Source organism: Bradyrhizobium sp. 154 (assembly GCF_023073875.1).
Classification (GTDB): domain Bacteria; phylum Pseudomonadota; class Alphaproteobacteria; order Rhizobiales; family Xanthobacteraceae; genus Bradyrhizobium.
In genome coordinates this window covers 22,406-46,069 of sequence record NZ_JADPKG010000014.1, presented here as the reverse complement: position 1 = coordinate 46,069, position 23,664 = coordinate 22,406, and the positions used below count along the sequence as shown (strand labels likewise).

General features: G+C 56.7%; 15 protein-coding genes and 3 pseudogenes. 10 read left to right on the top strand and 8 right to left on the bottom strand.

What is annotated here, in order from left to right:
• Window positions 1-8: 8 nt before the first annotated feature.
• Window positions 9-503 carry a hypothetical protein gene (locus IVA92_RS00975; RefSeq protein ID WP_247281296.1) on the bottom strand — a complete coding sequence of 165 codons (495 nt, stop codon included), beginning with the start codon at window positions 501-503 and terminating at the stop codon, window positions 9-11.
• Between the two features lie 948 nt (window positions 504-1,451).
• On the opposite strand from IVA92_RS00975, the gene IVA92_RS00970 reads away from it, so the two are divergent.
• The 4 genes and pseudogenes from IVA92_RS00970 to IVA92_RS00955 all read left to right on the top strand — a co-directional run.
• Window positions 1,452-3,044: a class II glutamine amidotransferase gene (locus tag IVA92_RS00970; RefSeq protein WP_247281295.1), complete on the top strand. Its 1,593-nt coding sequence runs from the start codon at window positions 1,452-1,454 to the stop codon at window positions 3,042-3,044.
• Between the two features lie 7 nt (window positions 3,045-3,051).
• On the top strand, window positions 3,052-3,732 hold the full coding sequence (locus IVA92_RS00965) for an HAD hydrolase-like protein (protein ID WP_247281294.1): 681 nt from the start codon (window positions 3,052-3,054) through the stop codon (window positions 3,730-3,732).
• 11 nt (window positions 3,733-3,743) lie between these two features.
• The gene (locus IVA92_RS00960; protein ID WP_247281293.1) at window positions 3,744-4,670 is read left to right on the top strand and encodes an NAD(P)-dependent oxidoreductase; all 927 of its coding nucleotides are present in this window, start codon (window positions 3,744-3,746) and stop codon (window positions 4,668-4,670) included.
• Between the two features lie 918 nt (window positions 4,671-5,588).
• A pseudogene (locus tag IVA92_RS00955) lies at window positions 5,589-6,282 on the top strand (outer membrane beta-barrel protein); the annotation flags it as partial.
• Window positions 6,283-7,162: 880 nt separating this feature from the next.
• On the opposite strand, the gene IVA92_RS00950 reads toward IVA92_RS00955, so the two are convergent.
• Window positions 7,163-7,906 carry a LuxR family transcriptional regulator gene (locus tag IVA92_RS00950; RefSeq protein ID WP_247281335.1) on the bottom strand — a complete coding sequence of 248 codons (744 nt, stop codon included), beginning with the start codon at window positions 7,904-7,906 and terminating at the stop codon, window positions 7,163-7,165.
• A 629-nt stretch (window positions 7,907-8,535) separates the two neighbouring features.
• Complete coding sequence (locus IVA92_RS00945; protein WP_247281292.1) at window positions 8,536-9,258, bottom strand: hypothetical protein; 723 nt, start codon at window positions 9,256-9,258, stop codon at window positions 8,536-8,538.
• A gap of 999 nt (window positions 9,259-10,257) precedes the next feature.
• Between IVA92_RS00945 and IVA92_RS00940 the strand changes: the two are divergent.
• The 6 genes and pseudogenes from IVA92_RS00940 to IVA92_RS00915 form a co-directional block, all read left to right on the top strand.
• Window positions 10,258-10,706, top strand: a pseudogene (locus IVA92_RS00940) (transposase); the annotation flags it as partial.
• A gap of 695 nt (window positions 10,707-11,401) precedes the next feature.
• The gene (aepX, locus tag IVA92_RS00935; protein WP_247281334.1) at window positions 11,402-12,274 is read left to right on the top strand and encodes a phosphoenolpyruvate mutase; all 873 of its coding nucleotides are present in this window, start codon (window positions 11,402-11,404) and stop codon (window positions 12,272-12,274) included.
• Window positions 12,275-12,640: 366 nt separating this feature from the next.
• Entirely contained in the window at window positions 12,641-13,441 is an 801-nt protein-coding gene (locus IVA92_RS00930; RefSeq protein ID WP_247281291.1) for a phosphocholine cytidylyltransferase family protein, read from the top strand.
• Window positions 13,442-13,448: 7 nt separating this feature from the next.
• Complete coding sequence (locus tag IVA92_RS00925) at window positions 13,449-14,054, top strand: CDP-alcohol phosphatidyltransferase family protein (RefSeq protein ID WP_247281290.1); 606 nt, start codon at window positions 13,449-13,451, stop codon at window positions 14,052-14,054.
• A 250-nt stretch (window positions 14,055-14,304) separates the two neighbouring features.
• On the top strand, window positions 14,305-15,396 hold the full coding sequence (locus IVA92_RS00920) for a histidinol-phosphate transaminase (protein ID WP_247281289.1): 1,092 nt from the start codon (window positions 14,305-14,307) through the stop codon (window positions 15,394-15,396).
• 131 nt (window positions 15,397-15,527) lie between these two features.
• Window positions 15,528-15,824 (top strand): annotated as a pseudogene (locus IVA92_RS00915) (IS21 family transposase); the annotation flags it as partial.
• A 177-nt stretch (window positions 15,825-16,001) separates the two neighbouring features.
• Here IVA92_RS00915 and IVA92_RS00910 read toward each other — a convergent pair.
• From IVA92_RS00910 to IVA92_RS00890, 5 genes are all read right to left on the bottom strand, one after another.
• Complete coding sequence (locus IVA92_RS00910) at window positions 16,002-17,717, bottom strand: outer membrane beta-barrel protein (RefSeq protein ID WP_247281288.1); 1,716 nt, start codon at window positions 17,715-17,717, stop codon at window positions 16,002-16,004.
• A gap of 364 nt (window positions 17,718-18,081) precedes the next feature.
• On the bottom strand, window positions 18,082-18,348 hold the full coding sequence (locus IVA92_RS00905) for a hypothetical protein (protein WP_247281287.1): 267 nt from the start codon (window positions 18,346-18,348) through the stop codon (window positions 18,082-18,084).
• The gene (locus IVA92_RS00900) at window positions 18,297-19,109 is read right to left on the bottom strand and encodes a hypothetical protein (protein ID WP_247281286.1); all 813 of its coding nucleotides are present in this window, start codon (window positions 19,107-19,109) and stop codon (window positions 18,297-18,299) included. The genes IVA92_RS00905 and IVA92_RS00900 overlap by 52 nt, the downstream gene beginning before the upstream one ends.
• A 547-nt stretch (window positions 19,110-19,656) precedes the next feature.
• Window positions 19,657-21,159 carry an alkaline phosphatase family protein gene (locus tag IVA92_RS00895; RefSeq protein ID WP_247281285.1) on the bottom strand — a complete coding sequence of 501 codons (1,503 nt, stop codon included), beginning with the start codon at window positions 21,157-21,159 and terminating at the stop codon, window positions 19,657-19,659.
• Window positions 21,160-22,060: 901 nt separating this feature from the next.
• Entirely contained in the window at window positions 22,061-23,470 is a 1,410-nt protein-coding gene (locus IVA92_RS00890) for an MATE family efflux transporter (RefSeq protein ID WP_247281284.1), read from the bottom strand.
• Window positions 23,471-23,664: the final 194 nt, after the last annotated feature.

The following is a 23,664-nucleotide window of genomic DNA, read 5'->3' as shown; positions in this document are numbered from 1 at the left end:
GGCATTGATCAGTTTGGCCCAGATCGACTTTCAGTCAGATCGGCGATATCGCCTAGCAGAACATCAAAGTTCTCGTAGGGGATCGCACGCATTTGAGCCTGCTGTAGCGAAATCATGTCGTCTCGCCTCGCCGCGAACGCTCCGCGTTTCCAGATCCACAGGGCGCCTGGTTGCCAGATACAGGCGTGGCGTTTACGAATTGCTTGCGTTGAGCTCATCAAATATCCTAGCCGGGCGCTTTGCTTCGCTCTTGCGCGAACAAGTTGATCTGCGGGCGCTTCTGCATTTCGGCAATCCACATGATGCCCCTGGCCGTCGGAACGGCCGCTTGTCGCCACCTGATCTGCGATTACCTGCCGCGCTGGGCTTGAGATCCTGGATGATTTCGAGATTTCCACCGTGTCGGCAATATGGCCGGTCGCGCGATGCCATCCATTGTGCTGCGTAGCGCCGCCAACGTTCGAAGAATGACGGAGTTGCTCGTTAGAATAGATAGCTTTCATCTAAACTCTTGAATCGTGACGGCGAGAGACCGCTGTTCTTGAAATGCGTCCTTCACCGTCGCTGCAATCAACATGCCGAAAACCGTTATGCTAGTCTTGCTGCAAGACAACAACACCATGTGCTTTGCGAGCGCGCGCGGAAACATTTTAGCCTGATGTCAGCGGCCGGACATGAACGTCTTCAAGACGACACGGCTGAAAACAAACATAGGGGAGTCAAAACATAATACGGTCCCCTTGCCGACCTCGCTCGCGTCTGCGCCATGTGCCTGAAACTACATTCTGTGAAGTCTAGCCCAATCGTGCGAGCTTCGTTCACAAACGCCTCCTCATTTATGTGACGCTTCAATAGCCTTCACTTTGCGCATCGATGCCGTCACGGAGCGTCTACCCCTTCAAAGCGGCAACAACGGCGGACAGCGCTGTTCGCTCCGTGACATCAAGGAGATCGGAGCGCGCACGAATTCAAACAGCAAACAGGGCCCGATGGTCCCTCGGTGGGGCGTCCAGTTCGCTGAACGTCTTCGTTCTTCAGCGTACGGTTGGGACTGGCCGCTTGAGGATTGGACAAAGACATTCCCGCCGCGGCAACAGTCGCGTAACCCTCTTTGCTGCGGCTTCTAGGCGGAGCATCGCGGGATAGCCCCCATCAGGCACCGTGCCCACCAAAGCTGACTTTTGGTGGCCGCCATCTCGGAAGTCCGGCAGCCGGATCAGGGCGGCCTTTTCGAATCACACACTTCGTTTGCCAATCTCGGCGAAGTCTCATGCGCGCGAAAGAGGGCTTGGTACGAGCCTTGCTTGCTGAGGCGCGAAACCATGTGCTTCGCGCGAGCCGACGGATTACCTCCGCTCGGTGTCGGTTCTAGACATTGGATGTCTGCAACCGGACAGGGTGGAAACCAACAACCGGGCGATAGCCATAATCGTCGATCAAGGAGACATAGCATGTCCGGTGTTGCAGGCGCATTTCTGCTGCCTTCAAGCCGCTCACAAAGGACGGTTTACGATCAGCTCAAGCACATGGTGCCGAGGCTTGAAAACCGTGGACAGGAGGGGTTCGGCGTTGCCGCGTTTATGCATGAAGAACGGTTTCAACATACAAAGTCATGCCGGCCAGCAGGCACACTAGCAGGTGTTGATTTCACTGAGCAGGACGCGCATTTCAGACCGCATGTAGCTATAGCACACGTTCGCACTCCCTCTCACAGAGAGAAGAGTGACGCCGACTTCCAGCCCTTTGACAATCATAAAACCTCCTGCCGCCGTTTGACGGTTTGTTTGAACGGGGCTCTGGTCAACGCTGATGAACTTAGGAAAGAACTGCACGCCGAAGGTCATTCCATCAGCGGCAACACCGATGCGGAGCTCTTGCTCAAGCTTATCGAGAACATTTGTCAAAGAGATTATTGGCAGCACGGTCTGCCGGTTAACTACGAGAAGGTTTTCCAAGACATTGACAAGGGTGTTGACGGAGCCGTCAGTGCACTCTTGTTGGATGGCCTAGGAAATCTGACCGCCTTCCGCAATCGCAGGGGTTTGCGGCCTTTGGAATTCATGCAAACCGAAGATGGTTTTCTACTTTTTGCCTCAGAAAACAGTGCTTTCTCTGGTCTACAAGGCCGAGTCGACGAAATTCGGCCAAGTCACATCAAGCATGTGAACGGCAGAACGGGAGACTGCCTTGATCACTTTGTGGGCCAGGCTCGGCACAGTCCCAAGCTTTGCGCCTACGAAACGCTTTATCTGGGAAATGCAAGAACGTTGGTGCAAGGGCAATCTCATCTAGCAACTCGTCATGATATAGGCATGACCTTGGGCCGAATTGTCTGGCCGCGATTAGCGGTCGAAACAAGCTCCGCTCCCATAATCGTTTCTTCCATGCCGCGCACCGGGACACCGTATGCCGACGGTCTATTTGCATCGCTGGCCAAGCAGCAAAGTGCGCTCGTCCAACGGCACGAGGTGATCGCAGTAAACCGCTCTCAGCGCACACTTATCGGGTCTCTTGGCGAGCGCAACTCGCTCATCTGGCAAAAGTACCGCGTCGCAACGAACGACGTCACGGATAGAATCATCGTCGTAGCCGATGAAGCTCTTATTCGTGGCGATACAAGCCGCGCAGTGACGGAGATGCTCCTTGCCGCTGGGGCAAAGGCTGTGCATTGGGCAATCGGTTCGCCGCCTATCGTTGCACCAAATTACTACGGCATGGGTATCGAGACCATAGATGAGCTAGCGTTTTGGAAAATATGGAAAAGCCTGGCACCCGAAACGCGGCAGGATAGCCTGCGCTTTCATAGGATCGCGCCGCAAACGCTTCGGGTGATCGAACGCACAATTGCTCTATCGATCAACGCTGCTACCATTACGTATTTGCCCTTTGAAGATCTGCTTTCCTTGCTGCCGCGGGGACATGAGGGAATCGATCTTTCTGCGTTTACGTTCGAGATGCCGACCCCTGGCGGGCAAAAACGCGCAGACGACAATTTGAATAGATTGATCGACGAGCTCACCTCAACGAAAACGTCTGCAGCATGAGGCCATAATGAAACCTGCTCTTGTATTCGACTGGAACGGCACTCTCCTCGACGACGCCGACGCCTTGCTACAAACGACGAACACCATTTTGGGTCGCTTAGGCCGCGCTGCCATTGATATGCAAACGTTTCGGGATCATTTCGATGTTCCACTTTCGGTTTTTTTCCGCAATCTAGGAATGTCGCAGAGTGAAATAGAAACGGTGGATAGCCATGACAGTGCTATTTTTCACGACACCTACGAACCACTGGCGAGCAAAGCCGATCTGCGCGACGGCGCGCGTTGCATTTTGGAAACGGCACGTCAACAACACGTTTCCAGCATTATTGTCAGTAACCATATAGTCGTCCCCCTTATTACCCAATTGCGAAGACATGGAATCGAAGATTGTGTCGCGGAGGTTCTGGCGTTTGAAAGCCGCGCTACTCAATATAAAGGCATAAGCAAAGGAGAGCGGCTTCGTCTGTATATGCGAGCATACAATCTGGACCCCAGCTCAACTTTCATCGTCGGGGACATGCCGGTCGAAACGGATATTGCACGCGAACTTGGCTTGATCAGCGTAGCCATTACGGGCGGATTTGTTTCCGAGACGCGTCTGCGAGCGGCGCAGCCGGATTATCTCATCGAGGACCATCATAAGCTGCTGCCCATTCTGCAGGAGCGTGGCCTTTTTCAGAACTCATAACGACGCAGAACATGACTGAAACTCCGTCAACTGAAACGCCTGGGAAAGTCGGACAACGAATCGGCCTGATCGGCGCGGGGCGCATGGGAACAGGCATAGGAATCAGTCTTTTGCGTCATGGCACTCAACTGCATATCAAAGTCAACAGAACCCGTGTTGGCGCGGAACGCTTGACTGGCATGGGTGCTCATGAGCACACCGCAATTTCCGAATTGGCCCGGCATGTAAGTGCCGTCGTTTTATCCCTGCCCTCAAGTTGCGAGGTCGAGGAAGTCTGCCTTGGGCAACATGGGCTATTTGCACATTTGCCCCGACAAAGTTTGATACTTGACTGCACCACGTCCTATCCTGCTTCAACCCTCACTCTAGCCGAACAGGCCAAAAAGCATGCATTGCACTTCATAGATGCCCCCGTAACACGAAGCCCTGAACAAGCAGAGCAAGGGCGTCTCAACGCCATCGTTGGATCTGATCAGAACACGTTTCCTATGGCGGCTCGTGTTCTTACCGCATTTTGCGAGAACATCGTCCATGTGGGTGATATTGGACAGGGCCATAAGCTCAAACTTGTCTATAATAGCATGACGATGGGCATGGCGGCAGTGGTAGCGGAAGCTTGCCAGCTTGCCGATGCCATTGACGTCGACCTTGCAATCTTACGCTCCTTGGTCAGTCGCGGCGCGACCAACAGCGGGATATTCCAAAACTTTGCGGCCTTTTTGTTGGACGAAAAGCCGGATGCTTTGGCAATATCGATCAGAAACGCCAAAAAGGATATTGACTGCAGCGTGCGATTAGCGAACGAAACCGCGTTGAAGGTGCCAGTTCTGACTGCCGCCGCGCAAAAGTTCCAAACCTGTCTCGCCGAAGGCAAAGGTGAATTGACCTTGCCTCATCTTGCGCTTTCGTCAAGGGATGACGACTCACGGCAGAATTAGCAGCGACGCACCCAAAACAAATCTCTACAATCCATGTCTTCCTGTTCTCCAGCGTCGCCTTCACACGGATGGCGAAAGCATCGGCTAGATGCTTTTGTACTTCATAGCGATGCTCGATCCCGGGCTGCTGTTTTGAGCACGCAGGCCCGGCCATCGTTCCCGCTTTCTCCAAGCTCTTTGAAGAATACCAGGCGATCACGAGAGACCGCGATTTGGCGCAACAGCCACATACGGAAGTGAAAGCGCTCGAGGACGTCACCGGCCACAAAGCGGTTGCATAACTTTCTGACGACGCCGGAGCGGAATGGCACCGCGAACGTGTCCTGGCTGATGAGGTTGTTGAGCGGGCGTTAGGAATATGTCGATGGACATGTTTAGCCGGATGCTCAAGGAGCTGAGCATCAGACATCTCCTCAACATACCGCAAAGCTTTAAGGAGTTGAGGGTTGTTTGACGTCAGACATTGTGCGCGGCAGCATTCGATGATCACTGATGGCACATCATCGATGCGTCAAGACCATGATTGCGCAGCTCGGTGGTCGTTCCGACAGGAAACCTTCGGAAGGGTCGATGCCTTCAACGCTTTCCGAAGTTAGTCGACGATGCCCAAGATCGGAACCCGCCGCTCACGGACCGTGGACGCGCATTTCGTTGTCGGGCGCTTTGCCGAGATCTGCACTAACTGCGCTCTTTGATGCGAGCCGCCTTCTCAAGTTTGGCAGCTAACTCCCACGTGCCTGAACCAATACGCGCATGACGCTAAAATTCTGGAAATGGCGGGATTCTAGCTCCAGTACCTAACGCAACGTGAGATTAGGGCGATTTCGTTTCTGAGGAATGTTGTGCTGAAGTTACAGCAATTCACGATGATGTTGCCAAGACGCGCAGAGCCGGGCTCAAGTGTGGAATAGCACTCCAATGAAGAATTTTCTGCTTCTGACTGCAAGCATCGTCGCAATCAACGCGGCGGTCCCGCACTTGGCGCGGATCTCGCTCCACAGCCTGTCCAAACCAACGCGCCGCAGCTGTCGGTCGCTCCCGCGATCTGTGACTGGACCGGTTACTATAGTGGGCATAACGGCGGCTGGATTCGAGCCATAACTGCTAGGATTTCGCAGGCGTTACTCCCGAAGGCTGCCATGGTACGACGGCCGGCACTATCGGTGGCCAGATTGGCTATCGCTGGCAGATCTTCAATGTGGTCTACGGCGTTGAAGGCCGGGGCAACTGGGCAAACTTCAGCGGCTCCAAATATCAGCACCGCTTTCCCGTCGAACATCAATCGAACCAAGACGGATGCGTTCGGCTTGCTCACCGGCTAGCTCGGCTACGCATTCCCGTGCTGCTTTAGGCCAGGCGGTCCTGTGATGACCAGCAAAACAGACCAGACCAACTCCGACGGTCACTGGGGCGGAGCTTGCTAAAAGCGATAATGTCCGTTGGGGGCGCGCCGTAGGGGCTGGCCTGGAAAGTTAACTTCGCGCCCAGCTGGTCAGTTGGCGTCGAGTATGACCACCTGTTCATGCCGGAGAGCAACGTGACCTTCCCCGCTGTCGGGACGGATCGCATTCACCAGGATGTCGATATGATGACCCTTCGGCTTTACTACAAGCTGTTTCCGGTGGTTGGAAATGGCGATCTCAACACGTTTGCGGCGGATCGAGGAGCCCCGACCTTCGGTCGGGGCTTTTTCTTCGGAGTGCTCTTTCGCGCAGCGCTAACTGGCCGCTTTTGCCGAAGCGCCGCCTTTCCAAGTTACGCAAGGGACATGATCTTCTGCACTGGCGCCGGCGACATGCGCCCCGTCGGCAGCGGCACACTGGGTGTACGCGCCAGATCCCAGCCTTCGACCTTTGACGGCGTGGTGTGTACGGTCAAGGCTAATGACGCGATTGTCAGGTTCGAGATATCGATGTTTCCAATCTGACGCGCCCGCGCAACATGAGGCGACTAGAGAACCTTCATTTTTCAACCGGCACGCTGCTTGCTTCATTTCGTACCGCCGTCACCGATGCCGGCTGCCCGGCGCTTGGCTAAAAACCGGATGCGCGCAATGCCCTCCAGAAGGAGCTTGTCGACTAGGTCTAGAAGCTGGTCTTTTGATCGATTCATACTTGTAAGATAGTCAAGGAAGTAGCAGTTTTAAACTCATGACAAAAATCAACTGAAGCAAACCGATCAGCTCGAATCAAACTACCGATCTTCATTGGCGCCTAGCTACGATCGACTGAAACCCTCACGTCCTACGAACACCTGCAAATGCTGGACTCCCTGGCCAGACCTATTCTAACTTGCCGCTCCAAAGAATGCCCGAGACTAAGCTCGGACTTGCCGTATACAACGTGCGCGCTAGCAGCAAGTGGCTTCCTAACATGGCAGGTCGAGCTTGCTCAATGCCTTGGCGAACGATTGCCCATAGGATCGCTTTTTGTCTTCACAGCAGTTTTCATACGCAAACTGGCTCCGATACAATCATCGTCCCATCAAGATGCTCACGCAACATGGACGTCAAAGATAAGGTTGAGGCGGATCGCCACAATGGCGGCTTGGATCCGGCTGGTCGCGCCCAGCTTTCGCATCGCGTTCTTAAGATGAAAGTTCACCGTATTCTCGCTGATTTGTAATATCCTCCCGATTTCCCATGAGGATTTGCCCTCTGCCACCCACCGTAGGCAATCTAGTTCCCGCTGCGATAGCGCAACTCTCATATTGCAGTTATCTTCGGCCGGACGTGTGATCTCCACACAAGCGGTGTGAAAGTGCCAGGCTAGTGCGTTGAGATGGCCTTTGGAATGTTGAGGATCGGCATCGTCGAACCGAGATGCAAACGATACGACGGATAACCGACCCAATGGCCCAAACAACGGTACACTCATGCCGTGCTTGAGACCGGCCTCTCTGGCCTCATCAAGTACGCGCCGTTCGTCGGGCTGTAGTTGATATTGCTCGGCGAGTTGATCCCACAGAAAGGGCCGCGAAAGCGTCGGTGTCCGCCGGACTACTGGATCGATTTTGTGGTACTTTCGCTTAAAATATCGTTCACACCATTCGGGCGGCCACTTTACGGCCACCGCCGGTGGCGGATACTCCGGTAGACGAAGTGGCTCCGCGAAATTGAGCGCTCCGTAAGAGACTTCGCTGAAGCCTTCGTCGCTCGCACAGCTAACGAGAAGCTCGAAAAGCGGTCTGAGGCATTGTGTTCGCGTCGCGCATTCGGTGAAGCTGAAAAGATCCATTTGTGGCGCCTCAGCAGGCTGGCCCGAAAGGTCGGTATTGCGCCGCTCAATTGAGCTGGTTTTGAGCGGAGGCAAGTTCCAATCCGTCGCCGAGCCGCTCCGTGATCCCGAGCTCAAGGAGGCCGGTGTCACCGCCGATCTTCGGCTTGCCGGCGAGCATGAAAATTCTGCTTGGTGCAGAGGGCACTTTGCATACGCATCTCCGGAAGGGCGAGAACCTGGCGATGAGAACAGCAAGTGTCGTACCAGTTGCACCGCCCAAAAAATCGTATTTAACGACAATGACTTGAGGATTTGGATAGATTCCGCGGGCGCGTGCGTTGAAGTATTCGCGACATCAGGAGGAAAGCCGACAGCGCCATTTGGCTTGGTTGTTCGTGATGATTGCCTGACTGAATTTTCTCTTGACGTCTGATCGGTACCCCTTGTGCAAGGCACCGCTGGATCGCTCATTATTGCTGTGGCTTGCCAAGAAACTTGAAACAAGCGGAAAAGTTCAAGGGCAGCGCAGTCAGGCTATCTGACTCATCTATGAGCCCATCCGCTCTGACCGACCAATACATGCAGTTCTGAGGCACCGACAGGAGATGAGGCGCAGACGCTCGTTGGTCCACTTGCGCGCCGACGCTTCAATCCGTCACTGCGGCTTTTAGCGGCTTAGCAACGTTTCTCAGGACAGCGGCGCGGCAGTTGACAAACATCTGCTTCGTGTAATTCCCGCCGAAGTAATCCAGCACGAAGGTGCCGGTATAATCCGGATCATCGCCCACGCTGCAGATTATGCTGTCGAGAATCTCGCCGATTTCGGGAATGCGCTCGCAGTAACGGGCACGGAGAACATTAACAGCGTTCATCGAGTGAACTGCCTCGTCGGCAATCACCTCTCTCAGGCAACGAAGGAAGCTGCTGCCAAGTCGGGCATAGAACTCTCTATCCGCAGCATAGGCGCGGCAAGTACACATCTCATCAAATGCGATCATAACGATCAGAGAGAATTCGTCCTTCAAGTATTCATTGATTGCAGAAAAACTATGCGATCGAGCTTCCAATCTGTCTCGAAGATCTTTTTCGGATTCACCAGCGACAAGCTCCATGATCCGGATGAAAGCATCGGTGTGGCGCTCTTCATCCGCGGCCCAGGCACTAAAGAACGCCTCAGCTTCGTTGGTGGCGATCAGATTTCGGTTGAACAATTCTTGTTTTAAGTGCCTCGCGTCGTATTCAGTATACAACTCAGGCCACAACTTGTCCCGACGTGCGCGCACAGTCGATGGTCCGGCCGTGAACATCGCCGGCGTCAACTCATCGAAGAAGTCTTTTGGATTCCAGTTACGTCGAATCGGCGCAATCATCCGACTGTCCTTCTCTGCAAGCGGCCTAGCAGAGGACGCTCGCAAAGCATACTTGCCCTACACCAAGTATGCTGTCGCCCCCTTGTTTTGGTGGGCAATTTCGAGACGCAACTCATCAAACGGTTTGACACTCGCGATCATCAACAGAAGCTCATAGGGGCCGTCAACGGTTTTGGAGTTCGCGTGCAGTGTAGGCTGCGGTATCCCATCGCTTTCTTTGCAAACTGCGCGGCGGGATGAACCGGGGGATCTACGATTTGGCTCAATACACATCCTATCAGATCGGCTGGACTCCATGTGGAGGGACTATCGAGTGAGTACCCTGAAAGAGGCGCGCTTAGCTCGCGGATACGACTGATGTCTGAAGTGACTTACTACTTGCTTTGTCCTTCGCCCCCTCTGACGAAGGCAACGCGCCCGGAAGGCGACGGAATGTTTCAGCGCCAAGCGAGTGTCAGGCACGCCGCAGCTCTCTCGCGCAAGCTAGGTCTGCCTGCACCCTCGCCTTCTCAAGGACGACCGATCCATCGAGCGTCGAGTTGGGGAACGCCAAGGTGATTCAGAAATTGGGAATATGGAAGGACCCTCCTCTCGGTTGTGTGTTGTAGCCGCCAACTTCCCGGCTGCCCTGTGTATTAGGACGCATGCTCGAGTCTGCCAGACACACCTTCGGGAATTGGCTCCGGGCGCTGAAAGATGCGAATGCCATTGCTCAATCGCCGCCCGCATGCGCCTTCTCGAACTCGGCAATCTTGGACAATGTGAGACCAGTTGAAGGCACTTCCGAATTGCGGTTCGACGACGGCCACGGTATTGACATTAATTCCTTCAGCAGGGCAACACCGGGTCGTGTTCCCGGTGGTGGTGTAGCTCGGTAGAGCAAAGCCGCCCGGACGCGCCCCCAATAGCGCCGTAGCGGGCGGGCGGTCGTGCGCTGGTCAACGGCAGTTCTCCGGTAAGATCGGGTTGCGACACGCCAACCCAACCGAGCAACCACCGATGACCGACGGCATGATGAACCTGCGCACACTCGTAGAGAAAACCCTGATGCCGATCTGCTGCGCGAGATGATCGGCTTTGCCGCCCAGCGTCTATGGAGTTGGAAGTCGGGGGCCAGACCGGGGCGAGCTACGGCGAGAAGAACCCCGAGCGCCTGGCCCAGCGCAACGGTTACCGGGAGCGGATCTGGGAGACCCGCGCCGGCGCGGTCGAACTGTGCATTCCAAAGCTGCGCAAAGGCTCCTACTTTCCGGGTTTCCTGGAGCCGCGCCGCATGGCCGAGAAGGCGCTCACCGCATGCAGGAAGCTTATGTGCAGGGCGTCTCGACCCGTTCGGCGGGCGATCTGGTGCAGGCGATGGGCATGACTGGCATCTCCAAAGCCAGGTCAGCCGGCTGTGTGGCGAGATCGACGACAAGGTGAAGGCCTTCCTCGCCCGCCCGATCGACCGCCGAATCTCCGGCTGAAGTAAACCGCGCCGTGCTTCCATGCCCCGAAGGAAGCGACTCCATAATACCCTCAGCGCGAACATCATCCCGATCCTCGAATTAAAGCTGGCTGAAGAGCTCTCTTCAAGTTCGGGGCACTGAGCCACCAATTTTCTCAGTATGCCACCGAGGCGTCTCCCGCCCCTAGAAAGCGACGGTCGCCATGGTATGCCGCCGCTGCGGGGATCAGAATTTGGCGCACTGCGCCCTCCCCAAACCTTAAAGGCGCGCGCGTCCACAATGAATTCGCGCCCTGACTTGCTTGAGCCCGCACTCTCTAGAATGCTATCGACTTCAGAAGCCTTCGCGCAGATCGTGCAGTCTCAAAACCGCGTGGACAAATGCAAGAGCGATGATGCCGTTGGTCGGCGCCTCGACCAGGGCACAACTGTGCTTTCAATTTGTGCCATCACTCAAATGATCGGCGGAGCTTAGCAGTGATCCTCGAGCACTGCGAGACGGAACAGGTTTGCGGGCCCGATCAACTACCAACCCTCGTAATTGATCTAGATGACAGAAGCATGTCACCTATCGATTGATGAAATCGGCCGGCCTCCACGTTACGCCGGTCATCACAAGGAATTGGCATGCAACACCGATTACCATCTGTTCTCGCCAACGGCCCTGATCAATCCGCCGGTTCCTCACGTGCTGAAATCCTGCGCGCCGAAATCTGCTCCCGCAGAGAGCTATCGTTCCTCATGGAAGCGCATGATGGTCTCTCCGCCGCGATCGCTGAGCGCGCAGGGTTCAAAGGCCTCTGGGCGTCTGGCCTGTCTATTGCCTGCTCCCTGGGCTACCGCGATGCCAACGAAGCGTCGTGGAGCCAACTCGTAGACGTAGTCGAGCGGATCGTGGAATCGAGCGAACTGCCTGTGCTCGTTGACGGAGATGGCGGCTTCGGGAATTTCAACAATGCACGCCTTGTCACACGCAGGCTCCGTCAGCGTGGAGCAGCCGGCGTCGCGCTCGAGGACAGCTGTTTTCCGAAGATGAACTCGTTTGTTGGGGATCGGCACCCCCTCGCCGACATCGACGAATTCTCTGGCCGCCTCCGGGCAGTGAAGGATACAGTCGCGGACGACTTGATCTTGGTGGCAAGGATCGAGGCATTGATCGCTGGGCATGAGATGGACGAAGCACTTTCGCGCGCTCACGCCTACGCCGACGCGGGAGCCGATGCGATCCTTATTCATTCGCGAAAGAGCACCGCGGACGAAATCCTTTCGTTCGCGCGCGCTTGGCAGAACAGATTGCCGGTCGTGATCGTTCCGACGAAATACTATCGAACACCGATCTCCGCATACCGCAAAGCCAACATCTCTACGGTGATCTGGGCCAACCACTCCATGCGAGCGGCAACGGCGGCAATGCGTCAAGTCTGCGGTCGCATCATCGCTGAGGAAAGCACCGCGAGCATTGAGCCGCATATTGCCACTCTCGAGGAAGTCTTCGAACTGTTCAAGTACGACGAACTGGCCCGTGCGGAAACGCGATATTTGCGGCCCGACGCTGAACTGCGCAAATAGGGTTTCGTCGACGTAGGAGCGCATAGTCATGGTCGAAGACCTCCTGTCCTGGACTTCCTCCTAGCTGGCCAGGTTCGACTGCAATCTCAAATCCCTAACCATTGCACTGAGATGTCCTTAGATGGCGTAGCACGCCTCACTCAACCGAAATGCGCACTTTGCCATCTCGGCAGCTCGAGGCACCGGATCCAGCGCCTTCCTTCTCTCTGGAGAAAGGACCGACGAGGACCATTTGCCTGTCTTCACGCTTGTGCTCCATTTTCAGATGGCTCCCGCAGACCTGATGTCGCTTCAGCATGCCTACGCTGGCGACGAAGACGCCGTCGGTGTTTCACCTTAGAGGCGCGACGAGAAAGGAACTAAACGGTGACCGATGCTCCCAAGAACGCCGTCATTCTCGCCGCTGGCTGCGGCTCTCGCCTGCGTCCTCTGACAGATCTGCGGCCGAAGTCGCTGGTCGAGGTCAACGGCACTTCGATTCTTCACAACGCTCTGCGCAATCTGGAATCTGTTGGCGTGGAAGAGGTGACGATCGTGGTGGGTTACCGCAAAGATGCCATTCAATATGCCTGCGGTAGCCACTTTGGCGAACTCAAAATCAAATATGTCGAGTCGACCGTCTTCGACCGCACCGGAAGCGCCTATTCTTTGTGGCTGGCGCGCGACGCTCTTCTCTCCGGAGACTGCTTTCTTCTCGAGGGCGACGTATTTTTCGAAGAGGATGCGCTGCGACACTTGATGGTCTGCCGGGGGACTGACGTAGCTGCAGTCGTTCCCTTCGGTGATTCAATGGAAGGGTCGGCCGTCCTGTTGTCGCAGAACGGCTTCATCTCAGGTTTTCGATTGAAGCAAACCGCGGCAAATCTTGTTGCGGATGGCCCAAAGCTTTTCAAGACAATGAACCTCCTACGGCTTTCGGCGCCGACACTCAAGGCAACGATCGTTCCGACACTGGACGATATCATCGCCGCTGGAGCTCGGCAGACCTACACCGAAGAACTTTTGGGTTATCTGATAGAGAGGCGAGGCCTCCAGCTCGCCGCGGCGCGATGCGATGGCCTCAGCTGGTACGAAATTGATAACGCTGACGATTTGGAGATTGCCGAGCGCATTTTCAAGGACCGAACGAAGGCCTACATGGCGAGACGTGATTTGCAAATGAGGTGAGAGTGCAATGCTAAAATACCTTTGGGATCCAGCGAACGCTATAACGATCACAGGTCTTCTCATCTCCTCCGTCAGCCTGTTTTTAGCTCTCTCTGACCGCCTTGAGCTATCCGTGGCAGCAGCGCTTTGGGCCGTTCTATCGGACCACCTCGACGGGGTTGTGGCAGGTCGCACGAAAGGTCGCGATCCAGATGTCGCAAAAATGGGAGCGAGCCTCGATGGGTTTGCAGATATCGTCTATGGAGCCGTCGTGCCTGCGGTAGTTGTGGTACAAGTCAGCCAAGCTTCACAACTCGCGCTTGCGACCGCAACCGCTCTACTGGTGACCGGAGCAATAAGGCTTAGCTACTTTGCGAACTTCGGCAGATCGCGCGATGGACGCTTCTTGGGCGTCCCCTTGTCATACGACGTGCCGCTCCTGGCGCTTCTATTTCTTTTTAAGCCTCTTATTCCTGCTGAAACATTTCCTGACGTCGTAAACATTGGCTTCTTGCTGCTCGCTACAGCGCATGTCGCGCCTGTTCGCGTGCCACCACTCGGCGCAACAATGTATACGGCAATAAGCATCTTCGCCGTCGTGTCGTCGGTGGTTTTAGCCAGTCGCTCCTTTTGATTGCGGATGGAAGTATGATCCAGCGACTACCTTCTTCGTGTTGCAGGCTTCCCTCCATGCAGGTCACATGATGACGTGTAGTCTCGCCAACCGCGGCGTGCACCAGACTTGTTGCCGAGAGCATTTCCGCACCCATCGGCACTGCTCGATGCTTGTTCGCCGTGAGCTTGTTGAGAGATGGCAACCATCTTGCAATTTTCGTTTGTCCTGAAATGTTGAGCTAGTCGCACGCATGAAGAGGGCAGCACAAATGGACCCACCCCTTAGGTCGGACGAGGTCTCTGACCTGATCAACCGATTCCCCGGCGGCTATTGGAAATATGACATCAAGGACTTCGTCCTTCTGGTAAACCCTTATTTTCCGCCGCAGGCGTTCCTTGACGAACTTAAGAACGCGCTACCGCGGCTTATTACCTGCTATCCCTCTCCTAATGCGCAGATGGTCCAGCTTCTTGCGGATGCGGTGAAGACGCCAGCGAATAAACTTGTCATTTGCAATGGCGTGGCTGAACTCATTCCCATCTTCCTTGGTCGACTGGGAATGAGGATTGCTGTCCCGGTCCCAACCTTCAATCCTTATGAAACCACCGCCTTGCCCGGGCGGTTGTCACGCTTTTTTCTGTCACCGCCAGATTTTGAACTCGATGTGCACCGCTACGCAGCATTTGCGCGTACAAATGGCGTCAATGGCGCAGTCGTGATATCGCCGAATAATCCCACTTCGCGGATGGTTCCCTATGCGGATTTACTATATCTCGCTTCCGCGCTTCGAGCTCAACAGCAACTGCTACTGATCGATGAGTCATTTATAGAGTTTAGTGAGCTCGGACGAAGTGCTAGCCTGGAAAATCACTTGCTCGAATTTCCCAATGTGATCGTTCTCAAAAGCCTCGGAAAGATTTACGGGACATGCGGTTTGCGGATGGGGTATGCGGCATCCGCAAATGAACAGATGATGAAGGAAATTAGAGCGGCGCTCCCCACGTGGAATGTCAATACGGTTGGCGAGTTTTTTCTGAGCAGGCTCCCTCACCTCGCGCACGCGGCACAGCAGAGTTGGATGAGGGTAGGCAGCGACAGAGACAAACTATACGCAGACCTGCGCAGCATCGACGGAATGAGAGTTCTAAAGCCCGACGCGAATTTCGTGTTCTGCGAACTGCCGCCCCACTGGCCGGATGGGGACGTGATCGCCTCAACGCTTTTAAAAGATAGACGCATATTGATCAGGCACAGTGGCGGAAAGACGCTTCAAAATGGCAAGCGGTTCTTGCGCATCGCATGCCGCACTGAAGAAGACAATAAACTCTTGGTGGAAGCATTGAAAGAAGTTGCTGATTAGCGCAACTTGTCTTCAGTCACCGAGCATTCGAGACTTGAGACATCCTTCGGCATTGAAAGGCACAGCCTCCGCTCCGAGGGAGCGAAGCTAGTGGCCTTCCGGCGCTCGCCCCTCAAAACAGCCAGACAGCGCTGAGGCTCTACATGAAGTACCGTAGACCGATAGCCCGCCAGCGGCCGCGGCAAGGCTTCGTTGAGCACCTCGACCGCTTACCGGATCGAGAAGGATCCCCGGCTTCCATCGCAGAGAAGGCTCCCCGCGGCCGTCGCCGGCTGAGCCCGTTGGCCAGCGTGTTTGAGACAGAGATGGTGCCGATGCTGAAGGCCGCTCCCGGGCTGCGGCCCGTCGGGATCTTCGAGGAGATGTTTCGGCGCCATGCCGAACTCCGAGCCGGCACCCGTCGCACACTAGAGCGTCGGATCCGAGCCGAGATCGAACGCGTGTGGCCAATCCGACCTCAGAAACGCTTCACAAAATCGGACCCGCGTTCGGATTCCAGATCGGCTTCGTGCTGATCACGCCCTCCGCATCCGCGAAGAATACGGAGGCGTAACCAGTATCCGCGCCATAATGCCGTTCGACGCTTAGAGCAAGGAGCAAGCAGTTCAGTCAAACTTGTAGGAGACCTGTAAGAACGTGCCCCATCGTTCCATGCGATAGTCCCCCGGAAGGGGCCCAGAGGTAGCAGGAGGGCGGTTCTCCTGGTTGGCTCCGGTAGCGAGCGTCTTACGTTGGTTTGGCGTCCACATAGCCGAATAGCGGCCACCGAAGCCAACGCTGACGTTCTTAGTGATAAAGTAGGATAGGGCTGCCTCAACCTGCACACCACCGCCACCACTCCCGCGTTGATCAAGGAAGGTCGTGAATTGGCGCATCAGGTGGTTGTCGCGCCCTCGGAAGTCCGTCCACGGCAAGTAAGCAACGTCGGCACTTACGCGCCAGCGATCGAACAACATGGTCTCAGCGCTAAGGCCGATGCGCAGCGCATTCCAATCAGTGTCTTGGCTGCCGACAATCCTTCTATCGCCCGGCACAAGGCAAGGTGCAACGTTGGGGGAGGCGGTCTGCACACATCCGACCGTGTCAGACTTCTGGCCGTAGTAGCTCCAGCCCATGAACCCACCAACCTTGTAGGTGCTGCCATGCAGGAAATCGTAACCGGCATCCGCGGTGAAGTACGTGAACCTTCCGTTGCCCTGGCCCGATAGTGTGTTTTGATAAGCGAGCGGGTCCACGCCCCAATCTTCATCGTTCATCTTTCCATTGCTGAAGCGCCCAAACCCGATATTGCCCTTCAGGAAGATTCCCCAGGGGCTGTCCAGCCGTTCGAACAACTCACCGGAAATCCCATCCTGCCCATGGTAGGTGAGCTTTGATACTAGATCAGTACTCCCGTGGTCCCATTGAAAGCTTCCGCGGCTTAACCACAGCCGTGTGCCGCTTTCCAGCGACCACCCATCAGCGAAGCCAATCGGCGAGGCGCTGACGGTCGGCTTCGTTGCGTATAGCGGCGTATCTGACCATCCTGGCGTCCGTGGGTGTGCGTCAAAATGGTAGTTCAGACCGAGCTTACCGATGTGATAGCTGCTGGACAGGCTGGTGGTGTTGGCGGGGATGGTTGCCAAGGGCGGCCTCTGTAGGGTCGGAGGGGTCGCGACACTTGGACCGGTGAATCCCAGATAATCGTACTCAAACGTCACGGACCATGCGTTCGCGAGTGCTTGCTCGACGCCCAGGCCGATCGTGCCACCGACACGACCATAATCGAAATCGGTGGCATTCTGTGGCGCCAAGCCAAATGGGTGACTTCTGCTACGGAATTCGCTATTGTTGGCGGCAACGCCGCTATTGTGCTGCCAGGCCACGCCCCCCTTGAGATAAACAAGTGTTTGGCCATGCGGGCCGAACGCATACCCAAGGCGACCCGTCCCGGTCGCAAAGACGCTTGGACCAGCGCTGCAGTTTGCGCTGATGACAGAGCTGGAGGCGGCAAGACAGGTGTTTCTGCCGTCTGAGACAGCGCGACTGGCGTCCAGTTCAACGCCAACAACCCAGCGTTCCCTCTGCCAGTTGTAGCCGATCTGACCTCCGGCCAGGAACACAGGGGTGTCGACAACGTCACCATAGAGTGACTGGCCATAGGGGTCGCTGAATGATGTTCGCCCGTAGCCCCCACCGACGTGCCCGCCGATATATCCTCCGGTCCAGCTCCAGACGGCGAGTGGGACCTTTACTGCCGGCTTGAGATCGGCCGAATTGACAGCGCCGCCTGCAATGAGCGCAGCTGTTGCGACAGCGTAAAAAAGAAGTTGGGACCGCATTTCACCTCACGAACACAGACGCGCGCCACCTGTTTGTTCGCATCAGGCTCGCGAACGCAAGCAGCACGATCATGAAGCCCAGCATGATAGCCGCGCTGTTGGCGGCGCTTCTGCTGTCCTCTTTTAACGCAGTATAGACAATAGCTGCGGCGGCACCGACGCCTGCAACGCCTATCGCGCACGGAACCGGACGGTACCTCTTCACAGCCTCCAACAGCAGACTCGGCAGATCTGAAACTAGAAATACCCTCGTCCATCAGCAGCGTCCGAGGTAAGACGCTATTTTCGCGATCGTCTTTGCAGCGGGACACGCAACGCCCTCTTCTGCCGAACGTAACGAGAGACCCAGCTGCGATCGGCCGTCCTACTTGCCGTTCCAAGCGGCCAACGCCTTCAGGTAGGCATCTGTTTGGTCAACGCTGAACTCGCACCACATGATCAGGTGGTCCGACATCTGGAAGGTGCGCCACTGCCTGAACATGTTAGCGGTCGGCGCGCCTTTACCGCCTCTGAATTCCTTCGGATCGTCGAAGACATAGTCGAAGAAATTGAAAACGCCTGCGTTAGTGCTTTTTACACCTACCTTCTGCTTGAAAAATGCGATTTGGTCGTAGAACTTGTTCTGGTCCACGTTACTCCCTGGCAGCTTTTGCAGCTCGGCCGGGACCTCGAACCTGTTTCTGGTGATCGCCTCGTAAGTCTTATCTGTGCGGGAAAAGATATTGAAGTCGCCGAGCAGTACGAGGTGTTCGGGCGAGAGTCGGCCGGGGCGCTTGTGTTGATGTAATCCTTGGCCTTGGTGGCAAGCAGCTTGGCAAGCGCGTTGATCTCGTCGACACGCCGCAGATCCTCCGCTTTGGCGGTACCGTAGTAGATGTGGACCGTACATAGGTTGAACTTGGCCCAGCCCACCTGGAAACCGCAGACGAAGGGGGTACGGGCGACCTGGCTCATTCGCTCGGTGGCGGTCTTGCTCGGCAGAACCAGTTCGCCGGCAAGTCCGGTGAAGCTGACCTTGGCCGTGTTGTAGACAAAAGCGAGCCGCTCGAAATTGCCGCCGTCGGCGAAACTGACGTCTGTGAAGATGACGTCCCACTGCCGGCCAAGCAGGCGTAGAATTTCCTTGAGCGCCTTGAGGTCGGCCCGTACCTCCTGCACCGCGATCAAGTCGAAGCGGCTTATGCACTCCGCGATGTAGTACATTGCGTCGGTCGTTCGGCCGCCATACTTGGTCCCGCCGAACTCGCGGATATTCCAGGTTGCCAGCAGCAGCGTACCGTCACTCTTGGCAGGCACCTTCTTCTTAAGCCCGGTGCGCAGTTTGCTGAGCCCCGCAACAATCCTCTGGCGCTGCTTGTCGTCCTTGATCCACCTCAGGCCTGTGTAATTCATCGATAACTCCAAAAAGCGATAGAGCGACCGCGGTCGCTGAAATGACCGTATACAACCACTGATTTTATCGATTTGAAATAGAGGAAGGCCAACGGGGCGGGCAAATACCCTGCGGCGCTCTGACACAACTTGGATCGCTCGCGGAAGATTGCTGCATAGCGCTGGCTTGGCGCCCTGAGCGCCGGGCGTACCGTTGGCGGCCACCGGCCCGGTGTCGTTCCGCCGCGTCCCAAGGCAGCGATGACTTCACCGGCGGCTTGATCGAGGCAGCCAAGCTGCTGCATACAGCTTTTCTACGCTAGACGGCGGCCGCGACTGGCACTCCTGCCCGTCTTCTTGCGTACACTGTCAGCGCATGATCCGCCGTGGCTCTCCGCTTGCGCTGCCCTTCCCCGACGCCACTTTCTTGCGCGTCTGTGACATGGCGACACCTGCGCGCCACGCTTGCGCATGGCTGCCGATCACGTTCGACCGATGCGCTTACGCAGCAAAAAGAAAGATTTCTGCGTGTTATCGCCTTGATGAGGCCTACAGATCGACGCTCAGTTTATGTGAGATTGTTGGGACGACCCACCACGTCAGCAGAATCAAGATAGACTGCCTCACCGACTTGCACATGACGGAGGTGCTGGTGGTATGCGCCGCTGCTGGTCTCGTAGACCTTTTCGATCGTCCGAGGCACGTCCCCTCCCTCGTCGATGAAGACCTCAGTGAGGCCGCGGCCGGTCATCGTTGCTGGCCGCGAGATGCCCAGAAGACCGAGCACTGTGGGCGCAAAATCGCAAATACTTGAGGGGACTTTTGAGACGAAGCCGCCTTTGACGAGCGGTCCTGCCAAAATGCCGACAGACGACATCTCCTTGGCATGCAACCCGCCGTGCACTCCTAAGCCGACTGGCCCATCCGCACTCCAACTGCGACCGATAAGACCAAAACGATCAAGGCCGCCATCGGATCGAAACGTGAACAGGATATCTGCCGATCGGGCATGGTCGGCGAACACGAGATGACGGGCGAAGGTGCCGGGTGCAATGCCATCGACCGCGCCGCCAGCGGTGAACACCGGACCGCACCAGGGCCTTTCGATCATTGCCCCGACGGCGCGGCGGATAACGGTCTGCGAGGGCTCGGCGAGGTAAATTGCTCCGACCTGCCCAGGTATGACGATGGCGTCGATCCCAGCCGCCGGTGCCGGGCCGCAGCGCAGCCCCGCAGCCTCAAGCGTCTGCAAGAGATCGGCCCGCGCATGCACCGTCACGTGCCCGTGATCGGAGGCTGCGATCAGGTGCACGCCCTGGCACACGCCTTCAGCTTCCCACCAATCGAGCACCCGGCCAAACTGCCGATCGACAAAGCTGATCGCTTCCAGAGTTCTTGGCGCGCCGGTTCCACAATCGTGGGAGGAACTATCGGGTTCGCCGAACGAGAGGATTGCGACGTCGGGCCGAATTTGAGGCCAGATGACGTCGAGGAACGCTGAAGTCAGAAAGGCTTGAGAGGCAAGATCCGGGGTGCCGGGGGGTGACGTCGCAGGCGTCGGCCCAAGCAGGCTCTCCACCTGTCTGAGCATCTCGGCCGAGGTCGCGATAGAAGGGAAGTGGCCCGAGAGCGTCACCTGGCCGAACTTTCGGGCCTTATGGTTCAGCAGACGGGTTGCCCCCGCCGAGTTGGATGCCAGGACTGACAATGTCCTGCCGTTCGCCGCGAGGATCTCGCCAAGTGACGCCACACCGAGTAGATGGCCGTCGCTCGCGGCATCGAGGTCCTCGATCAGACGCGCATTACTTGTGTCAACCAAGCGCGGTGCCGGAAAGTGCCGGTCGAGATACTGATTGCCAACAATGCCGTGGCGATCCGGCGTTGCGCCCGTGATGAGGCTCGTGAGCGCTATCCGTGTTTCGCTGGGATAAACGGTGCGCTGCCGGGCCAGCACCGCACCGCGGCGCTGAAGCCTGACCAGATTCGGCGTCAGCGATGGTTTGATGAGATCCGGCCGAAGCCCATCAAATAGCACGATGAGAACCCGATACCGGTCCGGTCGGTTGAACATGATCGTAAGCTTTCGTCTAGCTGGGACGTAGCGGACGGCCGGGGCTTGGCTGACCTGACGCAGCCTAGCGCCATTGTCTTCGGGATGGACGCTGATCGCTTGCGCGAGGGTGATGCCGGTATGGAGCTCCCAGTCATGCCGACCAACGCCTGGCCGGCGTGCCGACCGGCACCGTGCCGGGATCAGTGGCGTGCGAGCGCCAGCAGCTCTCCTCAGTCTTAGACTGCGCCGGGTGAGATTGGACAGCGACTGCATCGCTAGCGGCTTCTGAGCGAGGACGTCAGGTGAGACATCCAACAAGCCAAGGGCAGCCTTGCCTCGCAAACAAAAATAACAAATGCTTCGTCGAATCAAGCTCGCTCGGCGCAGTAGCCGATCCTGATCTGGTCGACATTGCGGTTGAGCCCGGCGTTGTGACTGCTGCTGCCGCGGATTGTGTGGCAGCTTGATTCCGGCGATTGCGATATATCGCGGGTGCTTGGCAGGAATTCCGCGGCTGCGGAGCTCGCAGTCAACGGCCGGCGTCTGGAAAGTCGATATGCCCTGATTGAGAGTCATCGCGTCAGCGCGTTTTGCATGTGGCTACCTGTCACAGCAACGCTTTCGAAGGGAAAACCCGTCGAGCCATTCTGTCGGGGGTAACAAGTTGGAAAGCTCGCGAATTGCGAAGGACGCCTTGAGGAGTCCTACTAGCTCCCGAACGAGCTAACCACTTTGCGTATCGCTTTTTGGAACGGAATGATCGAATAACGCGATGCGCTAGGCGTCTCTTTACGCTTGCAGTCGCGCCATCAGGAGCAACGTCCAATTTTCAGCCAATCTCGAGTTTCGGCCCGCTCGTATCGGCCAGTGCAAGTATCCTGGCATATCGTCGCCGCTTGGCATCAGCGATACGCCCGCATCAGTGAGCGCGGCTTGTCAAGTTGCGGAATCGCAGGACGAGAAGCGCCGCATAGATTGTCGTTCCGGTCGACAAGCCGATCCATATACCAGTGGCGCCAAGACAGACCTTCAAGCCGAGCCAATAGCTGAGGGAAAAGCCGATCAGCCACCAACCAATGATCGCAAACAGAAGCGGCATTCGCGAGTCCTTTAGTCCGCGCAGGCCGCCCGCCGCAATGCACTGGACAGCGTCAGTGATAAACAGCGTTGCGCCGACCACGAGGAGCTCTGCAGCAAGGCTAATCGTTGCCGCCGAACCGGCCGATCTGCCAAGAAACAGCTCGACGATCTCAAAGCGCGCAGCGATCAGTGCGAGCGTTAACGATGCAGCTATGACAATACCGATCAGCATCGCTGCCAGATATGCCTGCTTGGCCCTCGCAATGTCGTTGCGGCCGGCCGCATAGCCAACGCGCACGGCTGCGGCCGTGCCAACGCCCACATAAATCATGAACAGGATCGCGGCGAGCTGTACAGCGATCTGATGAGCGGCCAGTGCACTGGTGCTGATCAAGCCCGCCAGAATCGATGTGGCCCAAAATAGTCCCGACTCGATCCATGAAGCCATTGATATCGGCACTCCGATTGCGATGAGCTGTCGCATTGTGCGCCAATCGAAACGCCAGAGATGTGCAAGTACATGGTAGTGACGGAACGGACGACGCAGTGCAGCGAACCACAAGCCGGCTAAAAACATGCTGCAGTTCACCAGCGTGGTCGCAAGACCTGCCCCCAGCAGCTCCAGCCGAGGCAGTCCAAGCTTTCCGTAGGCCAGCATATAGACCAGCAAAGCATTCAGGGGAGTCGCTGATAGCGTAATCCACAAGACCGGCTGTGGCCGATTGACCGCGCCCATGAAACTGCGGATGGCCAAGAACGAAAGTGCCGGCGCGGCGCCGAATCCTAATCCAAAGAGGTATTGCTGGGCGAGCCGCGCAACATCTGGGGCTTGGCCCAACGCAAGCAGTATTTGCTCTGCTCGCAGCGCCACAGCAATAATTGGGAAAGACAAGATCATGGCGGCCCATAACCCCATGCGCAGCGCACCCCGTACTGCGGCTAGATTATTTGCCCCAAACGCCCGCGCCGCCATGGGCGCGATGGCACTTAGTAGCCCCGCGCCGAAGGCGAAGCTAATGAGATAGAACCGGCCTGCCAGCGCGGCCGCAGCAAGCGCCTCGGCGCTGATCCGACCGATCAAGGCAAGATCAGTCGACATCATCGCGATCTGCCCAACCTGCGTCAGCACCATTGGCCACGCGAGTTTCGCGATTTCGCCGAGCTCGACAGCGAGACAATGCATGGCCGCCCGTCTCGTCACTTCCGGGCGCAAATTTGATGTCGGCTTTGTCTCGGCTATTTTGTCCATGTCATCATGGCGCCGCTTGGCTCGGCGAGCGAAGCACTGCCTCTTTCTCGAAAGCATCCACCTACTGACGTGAACTCGTGGGTCAGTCGACGATACGTTCGCGCTGGGCTTCGACCAGCGCGGCCAGCGATTGTCGCATGCGATAAGTAGAGGAGCTTGCAGATGCCGTCTCAAACTGATTGGCCGATTACCAC

Coding starts and splice junctions, on each gene's coding strand:
- IVA92_RS00950 (WP_247281335.1), bottom strand. CDS start 7,906: ATGGATCTTTTCAGCTTCACCGAATGCGCGACGCGAACACAATGCCTC.
- IVA92_RS00960 (WP_247281293.1), top strand. CDS start 3,744: ATGACTGAAACTCCGTCAACTGAAACGCCTGGGAAAGTCGGACAACGA.
- IVA92_RS00910 (WP_247281288.1), bottom strand. CDS start 17,717: ATGCGGTCCCAACTTCTTTTTTACGCTGTCGCAACAGCTGCGCTCATT.
- IVA92_RS00890 (WP_247281284.1), bottom strand. CDS start 23,470: ATGGACAAAATAGCCGAGACAAAGCCGACATCAAATTTGCGCCCGGAA.
- IVA92_RS00975 (WP_247281296.1), bottom strand. CDS start 503: ATGAAAGCTATCTATTCTAACGAGCAACTCCGTCATTCTTCGAACGTT.
- IVA92_RS00970 (WP_247281295.1), top strand. CDS start 1,452: ATGTCCGGTGTTGCAGGCGCATTTCTGCTGCCTTCAAGCCGCTCACAA.
- IVA92_RS00895 (WP_247281285.1), bottom strand. CDS start 21,159: ATGTTCAACCGACCGGACCGGTATCGGGTTCTCATCGTGCTATTTGAT.
- IVA92_RS00900 (WP_247281286.1), bottom strand. CDS start 19,109: ATGAATTACACAGGCCTGAGGTGGATCAAGGACGACAAGCAGCGCCAG.
- IVA92_RS00945 (WP_247281292.1), bottom strand. CDS start 9,258: ATGATTGCGCCGATTCGACGTAACTGGAATCCAAAAGACTTCTTCGAT.
- IVA92_RS00965 (WP_247281294.1), top strand. CDS start 3,052: ATGAAACCTGCTCTTGTATTCGACTGGAACGGCACTCTCCTCGACGAC.
- IVA92_RS00925 (WP_247281290.1), top strand. CDS start 13,449: ATGCTAAAATACCTTTGGGATCCAGCGAACGCTATAACGATCACAGGT.
- IVA92_RS00920 (WP_247281289.1), top strand. CDS start 14,305: ATGGACCCACCCCTTAGGTCGGACGAGGTCTCTGACCTGATCAACCGA.